Annotated in this window: 10 protein-coding genes and 1 pseudogene; 5 read left to right on the plus strand and 6 right to left on the minus strand. The window is 41.9% G+C overall.

The window, feature by feature from the left end; all coding sequences use genetic code 11:
- Nucleotides 1-357 (minus strand): M24 family metallopeptidase (locus tag F6J94_RS20475; protein WP_293043748.1); only part of this gene is annotated, 357 nt, incomplete at its 3' end.
- A 115-nt stretch (nt 358-472) separates the two neighbouring features.
- Here F6J94_RS20475 and F6J94_RS20480 point away from each other — a divergent pair.
- Together F6J94_RS20480 and F6J94_RS20485 are read left to right on the plus strand one after the other, a co-directional pair.
- On the plus strand, nt 473-610 hold the full coding sequence (locus F6J94_RS20480) for a hypothetical protein (RefSeq protein WP_293043750.1): 138 nt from the start codon (nt 473-475) through the stop codon (nt 608-610).
- Between the two features lie 33 nt (nt 611-643).
- Nucleotides 644-808: pseudogene (locus F6J94_RS20485) on the plus strand (S-(hydroxymethyl)glutathione dehydrogenase); the annotation flags it as partial.
- A 246-nt stretch (nt 809-1054) separates the two neighbouring features.
- Here the strand turns inward: F6J94_RS20485 and F6J94_RS20490 are convergent.
- A complete protein-coding gene (locus F6J94_RS20490) occupies nt 1055-1342 on the minus strand; it encodes a hypothetical protein (protein WP_293043752.1) in 288 nt (95 codons plus the stop codon).
- Nucleotides 1339-1554 carry a hypothetical protein gene (locus tag F6J94_RS20495; RefSeq protein WP_293024948.1) on the minus strand — a complete coding sequence of 72 codons (216 nt, stop codon included), beginning with the start codon at nt 1552-1554 and terminating at the stop codon, nt 1339-1341. Before F6J94_RS20495 ends, F6J94_RS20490 begins: the two co-directional genes overlap by 4 nt.
- 48 nt (nt 1555-1602) lie before the next feature.
- Between F6J94_RS20495 and F6J94_RS20500 the strand changes: the two genes are divergently transcribed.
- A complete protein-coding gene (locus tag F6J94_RS20500; RefSeq protein ID WP_293043754.1) occupies nt 1603-2631 on the plus strand; it encodes an alpha/beta fold hydrolase in 1029 nt (342 codons plus the stop codon).
- A 220-nt stretch (nt 2632-2851) separates the two neighbouring features.
- On the opposite strand, the gene F6J94_RS20505 is transcribed toward F6J94_RS20500, so the two are convergent.
- From F6J94_RS20505 to alaS, 3 genes are all read right to left on the minus strand, one after another.
- Complete coding sequence (locus F6J94_RS20505) at nt 2852-4201, minus strand: GTPase (RefSeq protein WP_293043756.1); 1350 nt, start codon at nt 4199-4201, stop codon at nt 2852-2854.
- A 9-nt stretch (nt 4202-4210) separates the two neighbouring features.
- Nucleotides 4211-6625, minus strand: a complete 2415-nt coding sequence (locus F6J94_RS20510) for an ABC transporter substrate-binding protein (RefSeq protein WP_293043758.1) — start codon at nt 6623-6625, stop codon at nt 4211-4213.
- 716 nt (nt 6626-7341) lie between these two features.
- On the minus strand, nt 7342-9972 hold the full coding sequence (alaS, locus tag F6J94_RS20515; protein ID WP_293043760.1) for an alanine--tRNA ligase: 2631 nt from the start codon (nt 9970-9972) through the stop codon (nt 7342-7344).
- Between the two features lie 134 nt (nt 9973-10106).
- On the opposite strand from alaS, the gene F6J94_RS20520 reads away from it, so the two are divergent.
- Complete coding sequence (locus F6J94_RS20520; protein ID WP_293043762.1) at nt 10107-10322, plus strand: hypothetical protein; 216 nt, start codon at nt 10107-10109, stop codon at nt 10320-10322.
- 824 nt (nt 10323-11146) lie between these two features.
- Nucleotides 11147-11344: a heavy-metal-associated domain-containing protein gene (locus tag F6J94_RS20525; protein WP_293024934.1), complete on the plus strand. Its 198-nt coding sequence runs from the start codon at nt 11147-11149 to the stop codon at nt 11342-11344.
- Nucleotides 11345-12516 lie beyond the last annotated feature (1172 nt).

Below are 12516 nucleotides of genomic sequence, written 5' to 3' on the forward strand. Positions count from 1 at the left end.
TGTCCCAACAAAAAAGGTTCTAGAGGTATCCCCGTGATATCCATCCAGCTTTGGTGTTACGTCAATATTAATGATGTCCCCATCTTTAAGGATTTGCTTACCGTTAGGGATACCGTGACAAACAACTTCATTGATACTGGTACAGATAGATTTAGGAAAGCCCTGGTAGCCTAAGGGAGCACTGATTGCTCCATGCTCTTTTGTCCAACGCTCAGCTTCATCATTAATCTCTAGGGTGCTTACCCCTGGCTTAACCATGGGTTCTAAATGGTCTAAGAGTGCAGTGGCTAAGCGTCCAGCAAGACGCATTTTAGCTATTTCTCTACTGGATAAGAGCACAATTCTTTCAGCTGCCATGAGTTTTTATTCCGTCAATTACCCCAAAACCTGGGAAAAATTATACTATTTGTGGTTTTTTTAATTGTACAATAATAGGATCCCTAATTAACGCGGGTTGGCATGAGAGCAATAAATGAAGTATATTGTGGATTTTAGGGAATCGGGAATCGGGAATCGGGAATCGGGAATCGGGAATCGGGAACTCGGATCAGGTAAAAATCCTGTTTACCTCCTCTTTTGCTTGCTATCCAAAGCCAGAATATTTCAATAAAATAGGTCAGTTGATCAGAGCAAGTAGGAGTTGATTTTGGAGGTCAAAGCCGCAGTAGCTTTTGAAGCAGGCAAGCCTTTATCCATTGAAACGGTTCAGGTAGCCGAACCTAAGGCGGGTGAGGTGATGGTGGAAATTAAAGCAACCGGAGTATGCCATACTGATGCCTATACCATGTCTGGCGCAGATCCAGAAGGTTAGGCTCTTACCTCTAAAACTTTGTTAGAGCCAACTTCTGCCTTCTGCCTTCTGCCTTGCGCCTAGCGCTATAGCAATGCTCTTTTAGAGCCGCTACGCGATCGCAATCAGTTAGCGATGCTCTTTTAGAGCCGCTACGCGATCGCATCAAATTCAACTAATACAATTCTCGTTACCGTTGTCAGCTCCAGTTCCGATAGCAGTCGAAGCAGGTTATAGCAGTCGAAGTAAAGGTTAAGACAATTTCTATTCCCGACTCCCGACTCCCGACTCCCGACTCCCGACTCCCGAATGGCAATCAAGATTAGAAAATATCTGATCAACAGGAGTACCCCTAAACGGTTGCGCAGTCAGAATAATCGTGCCATCCTTTGCTCTGACCCAGCCTTGGGCTTCAATAATCACTTTTTTGTCTTGGGGAGGTTGAGGGGATATCACTGATGATTGTTGCTGCTGTAATTGCCGTAATTGTTGTCTGCTGCTGGCTAACCCAGGACGAGTTCGGCACCTCACTGTTCTGTGGGCATTAATCACTGGATCCTCTCGAGTCGGTGGTAAACTTGGTTACGCAGTCGGATATCAACAGCTTGCAGCCTAATATTGCCTTGGTCTCCTGCTGTTTCTGCTGCGATGATTCCCTCGTTGTTAAGGAAGATGGAATTAGCTTCAATCTTTAGGTTCCCTGCTGAACCCCTTGTTTCATTGCTAAAAATATCCCCTATCTCTCGATATCCCGATATCACCACACTTCTTTTAGTTATAGATTTACAAATATCAGATGCAGCCCTATCACTATGACTACAACAACTAATCCCACTGAGCTTAACTCTGGTATTGGCGGTACCAAAAATTTCTACAACTGGAATTGGCAACACAAACACTATCGAGTGGTCTACGAAACCATTGGCGCAGGAGACCCTGTACTGTTACTGCCTGCTTTTAGTACGGTGTCTAGTCGCACAGAAATGAAAGGTATTGCCAATCTACTCGCTACCAACTATCACGTTACGGTTCTAGATTGGTTGGGATTTGGCGAGTCTCAATGCCCTCCTGTGGATTACAATCCCGTATTATTTCAGCAGTTATTAGCAGATTTTGTTAACTCTGTTTTTAATAATAACTCAATTAGCTTACAGCTGTTTTCAGATGAATTGACCTCACTACCGAGAGCTACAAGCCCCCTAAATACCCCAATTCTGGGGGACTTTAACTCAATTTCCCCCCAAAGTTGGGGGGCTAGGGGGGCGAAACTTGCTGTAATTGCTGCCGGTCATGCTTCGGGATACGCTTTAAAGTTTGCCCAAGATAATCCAGATAGTATTTCTAAACTAATTTTAGTAGCTCCCACTTGGAAAGGACCGTTAAGAGTAATGGGTTTACCCGATGGAGTGAGAAACGGAGTAAAAAACCTAGTGCGATCGCCCTGGTTAGGTCAGACTCTATACTATCTCAACACTACTCCTTCGTTTCTGCGCTTGATGTATAAACGCCACGTCTATGTGGATGAAACCAAACTAACTCCGGAATTTATCGCCCAAAAACATCAAATTACTTCCAAAGATGGCGGCAGATATGCCCCGGCTGCGTTTGTTACTGGCGCAATCGATCCTGTCGCTAATCGGGAGGAATTTTTGCAGCTTTTAGATTCTGTTCCCATGCCCGTATTAATTATATTGGCGGAAAATGCACCACCTAAGTCAAAAGCCGAAATGATAGCGATGGCGGAGTTAGAACAGGTGCAAACCGTTCGATTGGCTGGAACTTTAGGTATTTCTGAAGAGTATCATGAAGCGGTAACAGCAGTGATTGAGAATTTTATTTAGGCTTTTATCGCAGTTATCAGCACGTTTTAGGTAATTTAGTTCTGGGTTTTAGGGAGCAAGTAAGCATTCAGCTCTCAGCTCTCAGCTCTCAGCTGTTGAATATAGCGGCTTATAGCCTAATGAGGTACACAAAATTCCCTATTGCCTATTGCCTATTCCCTGTTCCCTGTTCCCTACTCCCTACTCCCTACTCCCTGCTCCCTTTGCTACACATTTCACCTTACAATCTACCTTCTATTTTATCAAAAAACTGTTTACATTCTTCAAACACCTGTTTTTTCCTTAGTTCATCCCAAACAATAAATCTGTTGTCTTGGAAATTTTTAATTGTTTCTAAAAGCCCAACAATTTCTTTCTCTCCTATGGTTGGGCTGTTTCCGTAACCGTGGTAAGACACTCCCCATATAATGGCTAGGCAAGTAGTAGCTATAAAGTTTTTACCATTTTGGTCGAGAGAAACTTCTATATTGTTATTTACAGATAATACAGCCCAAATACTTCCTCCCAATAAACCAACAACAGTAGCCCCTACCTGTATACCAGCTAGCGCTGCTCCTCCAGCAGTAAAACCACCAACAGGCAATCCAATCAGAAAACCGATTATCCCACCTATAACACCACCGATTCCAGTCCCAATGCCTGTACCAGCAGCTGCACCATCAACTACATCTTTAGGCTTTGAAAAGTTTTTTTTATGAAAGTTAAGGTCATTAACTCCTTTGAGTGGATCGTCTGCTGCTAAGTCATAAAGGTTTGACACGTTTTCATTAAAATCTTCTAACAACTGTTTAACTTCATTACGTATTTCATCAATGAGATTCTTTTCTGGTGAAGTGTTATCAATACCCTTTTGTCTTTTTGCTTTGCTGCATGCTTGGATACAGTCATACATTAAATATGAAGCTTCCCTTAAAATTTCCAGTTGTCTATTTCTGAAATTTGCAAGGTCTATGCGATATCTTTCTTTCTTGTGACCAGACAATAAATTTTCAACATAGCTATAAATCTGAGTAACTTTGGCAGGATCATCCCACCAACCATCAAACATAATGTAATTAGTGATATGGTTTCGTTTAAAAAAATCTTCCCACTGAGTTATTCGTTCGACATGCTGTTCATTTCTTTTTATGCTTTTATTTCCAATGCCAATAATCGGCTTATTTAATTCCTTTAAAAGTTCAATTTCTTGATCATGTCCTGTTTCCGGCACATCATTTAACGTATCGACAACGTATATTACCACATCTGCTTCTTGCTCTACTCCTTCTATTGCTATTAGGTCATATTTCATCCTATCAACATTTGGAAATATGTTTGCTAATATCTCTGGAGAAAGCCCTTGTTTTTTAGCTCTCATATAGGCTAAACAAGAATCTGGAACCTCAAAACCTGGACAATCAAGGAACCAGGCTTGCATAGTCTCATATGGAATCGTTTCAGTCTTTTTTGTTGCATGTGCTTGGTCAGCAACTAGACCGACATTGCTCTTGGTTAACGTTCTGATCAAAGTTGTTTTACCGGAATTGGTATGACCAGTTACTGCAATAACAGTTTTTTCTGTATTATTCATAAGGTTTTCCTATTCAATCAACTGACATGGTCTTTCAGCCACATACTCAATGGGAACAAATTCTAATCCGTGGTAAGCTGTACTACATGTTGATCGTATAACTTTAACTGCCCCTCCTGGTGGCTCTGTGCGGTTACCATCTGGTTTGAATTTGACTGTCCCAGTTACACCTGAGTAACTAAAATTATTTTTCCTTAAGACTTCTTGTAACTTGACTCGATTGGGGTTTGGTAAAGTCTCTAGAGCCTTAGCGATGGTCATGATGGCATCGTATGCAGTAGCTGTTCTCAAGTTTACCTGACCTGTTGCCCATAGTTTTGAAGCTTGATCGCAAAAGCGTTTTCCCTCAGGAGTATCTACGCACCCTTCCAAGCGATGCCAATCAGAATAAGCTATAAACTTTGATAGTACACTTTCATTCTCTTTAGATAGGCCTTCTAAAGTCTGAGGATCGTATATTGAGGACGATCCTCCAATCCATACCCGACCCTGATTAGATTTTATCAAATCTATTGCGTTAGGAATTGCATAACTTGTAGTTCTCCCGTCAGGAACGACAAAAATTGCATTTACTTTATTTTGTTGAGCGTAATCAATTATTTGTCCTGCATCAAACGATGGAGTTGAGAGATCGTTTTGCTCTAAATCAATCAACGTACCTTTTTCTCGCACACGCTTTTCAATAACGGTTTTAAACGAATTGCTATAATTATCAGGGTGGCTATAAACAACCCCAGCTGTTTTTTCAAGACCATTCTTATCCAACTCATCAAGTAATAAATCAACTAAGTATGGAGCTGAATGATTATGATTAGAAACAATTCTAAAAAAGAAACACTGTTTCTGCTTAGTACAGAAATCTGTCAAAGACTCTGAGCTACTGATTGGAGCAACTATAACTATTTTATGTTTTTGATAAACTTCCAAGGTTTTAAGGGTAATTCCACTAGCATAATGACCAACTACAGCTATGATCTCACTTTGAGAAGCTATTTGATTTGCCCTATCCTTAGCGTGAGCGACATCATTATGATCATCGGCAATCAAGATCCTCAGCGGTCTACCATTGATCTTAGCTTCGGAGTTATTGATATAGTCTTGAGCTTGAGCAATTCCTCGAAGTATCTCTTTGGCTGTCTTTTCGTCTACTCTGATAGGAATTCCAACCGCAATAGTATAGGGCTTTATATTGGTATCTATTTTAAGTTTAGCATTATTCCAGTAAATTAGAGTTTCTGGATCTCTATCTTCTATTTCCCAGGAAACTTTAAAAAACTCTGAAGCTTTTTGGTAGTCTTGGTTACGAAAGGCTTTAAGGCCATCAGCTTTATTGTTTGGTTGATAACCAAACAATAGACTCTCTTCACCACAACTTATGTTATCATCAATCTTAATTGGACAAGTTTCAGGCTTAAAAACAATTCTTTGAATTACTCCTAGTAATAGATAAGCAAAACCAATTAAAGAAACTACAATCAATAGAGCATATAGTGGATTGGAAAATAGTTTTCTCCTAAATCTAATAATACTTATCTTAAGCTGAGTCTTGTCATATGCAGGGATTTTAGACCTAGGCTCAAGGAGTTGATCTAAGTCATTCAATATTTCTTTAGCTGACTGATACCGAGCTTGCGGCTCATAAAGAATCATTTTGTCTATGATCTTTGCAAATGCATCGCTAATCTGTAAAGGGCGTTTCCCAGGAACGTGATAACGCCATATAGTTTCTTTAGTAGATTGGTGACTAATAAGCTGAGGATTAATCTGAGATCTGATCATCTCAATACAAACAACTCCCAAAGCATATAGATCGTCTCGATACCTCTCTTTATTCCCTTTGGGTGGTTTGTAACGATCATTATATTTGTCTAGAGCAATAGACACCTTGCCGGAAACTAGCTGTAGCCCACCGATTTCGTTTAAATCTCCAATATCAAGAAGAGTTAGTTGATCGTCTCCTAAATATATTAGGTTAGAAGCCCTAATATTACCCTGAGCTATTTTAGCTTGATGTAATTTATCTAAAATTTCTAGAGATTTTTTGAGAATTTTCTTAACTGTTTTCTCTTGGAAATACTTGCCATTTTTAATCTCTACCTCAATAGTATTATCTTCTATATAATCTCGAAGTATATAGAAACTATTGCCTTGGCGAAACTGATACTTAATATTTGCTATACCGTTAATTTTCAAAGCCCTTATCTCTTGGACACGTTGTCTGAAGAGCTTTTGAGCTTCTTCCATTACCTCTGGTTCTTCAGACAGAGGCTTATATTCTTTGGCTATATAGTGACAAGGTTGTGCTGCTGCACTCTCATCATTTACCTTATAGGTTCTAGAGTATATTGAAGTTTTATATTCTTGAAGAATACGATAGCTATGTGATATATAATGATCAGCCATTAGATAATTATAAATAAACAATAAGCGTTTAATTTAGTGCCGGATTTAGACAATCGTACTTACAGATATTATGATGTAAATCTACAGCCTTAATCGAGGTAGACCTACTCAGATTATTCAATTTTCTCGGTATTATTCCATGAATATAGTGAATTGTAAAGATTAAGATTAGCCTCAGCATTACCTCAAGCAAGATACTGTTGAGAGTATCAAAATTTAGGCTATTTAGGGTATAGGTATGATAAACTATTATAGGGTTATTGCTACAATTTTTGCTAAGCAAAGCTTGTAGGGGAAAAATGCAATTTTTATAAAAATGTACAACAATACATTACACTCGATATCTTCTCTTGAAGAATCCTTTCGAGTGTGGTGCCAAGCCTACCTGTAACTCTGCCCTTGTTCATCAGGAAACGGAGGCGAGTGGCAGAAACACTTACTAAATCAGCCCCTTATGCGGTGGAAATCATCATGGCTGGAAAACCATTGCGTCAGCGGTGATAGTATTATAACCGAAATTGGATTAACATGCAAGCGCTAAAAAAAACTATTGCACTAACTCACCAATTACGATGGGTCGGTCAGTGGCTCAAACAAAACTATTGCACTGACGCACTAAATTGTTCACCAGCACACAAAAGAGCGATCGCACAAATACAACTATTTCCTCAAATCCCCCCTTAATCTCAAATCCCCCCCTTATTAAGGGGGGTTAGGGGGGATCCCCCACTCCAAAATCACTGCAACCCTTCCAACAACTGTTGCAACGCCCTATCAAGAGCTTGCCCTAACTTACTGCCATCTTTTCCACCAGCTTGAGCCAAGTTAGGTCGTCCACCGCCACCACCACCGCAAATTTTAGCGATCGCACCAATAAACTTCCCAGCCTGCAAGCCTTTCTGATTAACACCCTTACTAAAGGCTGCCACTAAACTCACCTTGTCGGGGCTAGGCACTGAACCCAACACTACTGCACTTTCTCCCAGCTTCTGCTGTAGCTGTTGCGCAACACTTTTTAAGCCCTCTGGTTCTACTCCCTCCATCTTCGCTACCAGAACCTTGAACTCACCTACTGACTTAGCTTGTGCTAATAACTGGTCAGATTTTGCCAAAGCCAGTTGTTGCTTCAGGGCATCTAACTGTTTATTAGTAGCCTTGAGTTCCTGTTGTAAATTACTAATCCGCTCAGGTAACTCTTCCGGTTGTGCTTTAAAGCGATCGCATAAATCCTTAACCACCTTATCCCGCACATTCAGATAATCCAGCACTGCCGGTCCAGCCACTGCTTCTATGCGCCTAATCCCAGAAGCTACCCCTGCGGAAGAGATAATCTTAAACACGCCAATCTCAGCAGTATTGTTGACATGGGTACCACCACACAATTCCATCGAGACACCAGGGAAATCAATCACCCTGACCTCATCGCCATACTTTTCCCCAAACATAGCGGTTGCGCCCTTAGCCTTAGCTTTTGTCAAAGGCATCACCTCCACATCAGCAGTATGGGCTTCACTAATCCAAGTATTAATTTGTGCCTCAATTTGCTCTAACTCTTCCGATGTCAGAGCGCGAGGGCAATTGAAGTCAAAGCGCAAGCGGTCAAAAGCCACCAAAGAGCCTGCCTGAGAGATGCTTGGGTCAACAATTTTTTTCAGAGCCGCTTGCAGTAAATGAGTCGCACTATGGTTAGCTTGAACTCGACGGCGACAAGCCCGGTCAATTTGAGCCGTTACTGTTGTGCCTACGGTTAGATTTCCCCGTTCGACAGTACCGACATGAACAAAGAAATCCGATTCCTTCTGAACATCTTCGATGCGAACCAATAGCGCATCCCCAGACAGATAACCGCGATCGCCTATTTGTCCCCCAGATTCTGCATAGAATGGGGTCTGATCCAAAATCACCTGAACCTTACTGCCAGCTCCAGCGGATTCCACAGACTTCCCATCAACTAGCAAAGCCTCTACCTTAGCCATGGACTGGGGTTCAGTGTAACCAAGGAATGCCGTACTATCGATCTGTTCCCCTAGCTGATCTAAGCTACCCTGTACCGTTAAGTCAATAGTTTCATGGGCAACTCTAGCCCGTTCCCGCTGGCGTTCCATTTCCACCTCGAAGCCATCGAGGTCTACCGTTAAGCCCTGTTCTTCAGCAATTTCCTCAGTTAATTCCACTGGGAAACCATAGGTATCATAGAGGGTAAACGCATCCGTGCCAGAAATCTGCTTAGGCTTCTTCGCCAAAATCTCAGCCAGCAGCTTCTCACCCCGTTCCAAGGTTTTCAGGAATTGAGACTCTTCCCGCTGCATTTCCGCTTTGATAGTTTTTTCCCGTTCCCGCACATTAGGATAAGCTGATTCAGATAATGCGATCGCAGTTTGAGCCACTTCCCAGGTAAATTCCCCATCAATCCCAATCAAACGGCCATGACGCACCACTCTACGGAGCAAACGGCGCAACACATAACCCCGTCCGGTATTAGAAGCCGTAATCCCATCGGCGATCATATGAACAATTGCCCGGATATGGTCACCAATAACCTTCAGAGAAACCTTCGTCTTCTCATCACTCTTGCTATAGTTAACCCCAGCAATTTCCGCTGCCGTTTTTACAATCGGGAAAATTAAATCAGTTTCATAATTATTCGGCACTTGCTGGAGGATTTGCGCCATCCTTTCCAGTCCCATCCCCGTATCAATATTTTGCTTATCTAACGGAGTGCGGTTACCCTCCGCATCCTGGTTGTATTCCATGAATACCAGGTTATAGAACTCAATAAACCTAGTATCATCTTCCAAGTCAATGCTCTCGTCTCCCAGTTCTGGGTTAAAATCGTAGTAAATTTCTGAACACGGACCACACGGACCGGTCGGACCCGATTTCCAATAATTATCCTCCTCACCCAAGCGCTGGATGCGATGGGCTGGGATGCCAATTTTGTCCCGCCAGATCGCAAACGCTTCGTCATCATCCCGAAACACACTGACTACTAAGCGTTCTGGTGGCAAACCGAATACCTCTGTAGAGAGTTCCCATGCCCATGCGATCGCTTGTTCCTTAAAGTAATCCCCAAAACTAAAATTCCCCAGCATCTCAAAAAAAGTATGATGCCGTGCCGTGCGTCCCACATTCTCTATATCATTGTTGCGGATACATTTTTGGGAGGTGGTGGCGCGAGGGAATTCCGACTGACGTTGTCCTAGAAAAATCGGTTTAAACGGCAACATTCCCGCAATTGTCAGCAACACCGTCGGGTCTTCCGGTACTAACGAAGCACTTGGCAATACATTGTGTTGCCGTTGGGAGTAGAAATCGAGGAAAGTTTGCCGGATTTCGTTACCGCGCAAATAATTAGGGATATCGGGCATGGTTCTCTACAAGTCAGCTTTAGGCTATGGGCTTATGGGAAGTAAACCCCTATCGCTATATTTATTAATTTACCTATGATCTATTGTGACATAGAACCGAAGGTGAAAGCCCACCCTTGATAGGAGAGCAAACCATGCAACCTTCAACCTGTCACCTTCAACCTGTCACCTTGGCCTTTGGCCACGCTACGCGAACAACCTTCAACCTTCTTAATCTAATCGTTGCAGTTTGTAAAGACTCCTTAACTTTAACAACAAGTATTCGTAATCTCCAGAAAGCCGTGTTAGCTTTAAAGAGTGGAAGTCATCCTTCAGAAAAAAACCTGAAGCTAAGAACCAAATGGGCATAGATAAGATGATTTCTACCGGTCTATGACCCAGCCACAGTAGGCACCAATCGAACATAGCATCAAGTGGCCAAAAACCAACAGAAGTTGGAGTAAGCCAAACCAAAGTCCGGAAAGACACGACTGTGTGAGATGTAGTATTAGGTGTATCTGTGTAGTTTGCCAACCATAGTGATCAAAACTGGTAGTCAGAAAGTTAACTCGTTGAAAATTTGTCTTTTTCCACTCAGATGGGTCTAGTCAATCCTGGCTAGGCCCTTTGAGTATTGGTGCAACCTATTGGGGAAATCCCAGACCCTTCATAATTTTTCATCTAATCGTTGCAGTTTGTAAAGACTCCTTAACTTTAACAACAAGTATTCGGAATCTCCAGAAGGTCGTGTTAGATTTAAAGAGTGGAAGTCATCCTTCAGAGAAAAACCTGAAGCCAAAACCTAAATGGGCATAGATAAGATGATTTCTAGCGGTCTATGACCCAGCCACAGTAGGCACCAATCGAACATAGCATCAAGTGGCGAGGAACCAACGGAAGTTGGGGAAAGCCAAACCAAAGTCCGGAAAGACACGACTGTGTGAGATGTAGTATTAGGTGTATCTGTGTAGTTTGCCAACCATAGTAGTGATTCAAAACTGGTAGTCAGAAAGTTAACTCGTTGAAAATTTGTCTTTTTCCACTCAGATGGGTCTAGTCAATCCTGGCTAGGCCCATTGAGTATTATCGTCAATCGAGCTAAGTTATTGGTAAGCATTAACCTTGCTAGCTTGGGCTGCGAGCTTTAAGGGGAAGCTGATTAACCGGTGTCAGAAAAACTGATTGAGTATTGACTATGGCAGTAGTACAGTTAAAAGTTCCCAGTATTGCGTGTGATGTCTGTGCTAAGACCATTACCGAAGGTATACTCCAACAGGAGCCAGACTCTAAAGTCGCAGTGGATGTAACATCAAAGACAGTTAGAGTTGAAACCGAAGCCTCTGAAGATTCAATTAGACAGATCATAACGACTGTCGGTCACACCGTGGAGTAAGCTACCAAGTAAGCTAGTGTGATTTGATTGGCCGATTTGCTACTTAAGGCCTTGGCCGTTGGCTACGCTTGGCCTTTTGCCACGCTGCTTGAGGTGCGAATGGCCACGCTACGCGAACGGAAAAAGTCGTCAATCCCTCTGCCACTCTCCCCCTCGTTCTAAGTATGCAAATTAGATGGGTGACAGCTTAATCAAAATTGCCGAACGGCTAATGGTTAACCTTTGACTATCAACCTTCAAACATTAACCTTTCGGCAAAGCCGACGCTACGCGAACGACAATACATCAGTAAGTTATATTATTTTGGTTAACTAGGTGTTGGTTAACTAGGTGTTGCGCATTTAAATTGGATATTATTCAGTTATAAAAAAACCTGCTCCCTTGCTCACCTGCTGTCAGAACAATGGAATTTAAATGAATACCAGCTTAGGTGTTGGTTAACGATGTAGGGAATGTAGTCTATCTTAGGTGGGAACAAAGATGGTCATTGAGTTCAAGGAAATACAGGGATAAATTCTGTAGCTAGTTTTCATCCTAATTAAGCAGCAGACCACAGGCTCTCCGGCTGCAAGAAATTTTTTAGATCATGTCGAAATAATTACCCTTAATAAAAATCTCCCCATCTCCCCATCTCCCCATCTCCCCCTCCTGGGAGGGGTTAGGGGTGGGTCCCCATCTCCCCATCTCCCCACCCTCCCTCTAATTATGGGTATTCAACCTGACTTGATATTAGAGGTTAGTGGGAATAATAATGCTCTCACTCAGTTGAACAGTTAGGTGTTTTCACCATCTTCGATAAAGATTTAGAAAAATTACCTGGATACCAGGAAATTGCTACTGCCACTTGTGATAAAAACAAGAGAGTATTAGAGGAAAGTATAAATAGAATAATCCCTGTGCTCAGCTTCGGCTGAGTAACCCCTAATTAACTATGTGCCTAAGATGTGCCTAAGTTGTGCCTAAGTTGTGCCTAAGTTGTGCCTAAGTTGGCTTTGGATTCATCGGGGATTAAACTAATTTTTATTGTTATTCAGGTTTATGTTCAATAAAACTAGTTAAACTAAAAACGATATAACAATTGTAAACGAGTTGTGAAAATCTATAAACCCAAAATCATGGTATTATTGGCATCCTGGCCGCTTGATATTTCACAACCTATTTATAATTGCAGA

It is taken from the genome of Moorena sp. SIO1F2 (assembly GCF_010672755.1).
Lineage (GTDB): Bacteria > Cyanobacteriota > Cyanobacteriia > Cyanobacteriales > Coleofasciculaceae > Moorena.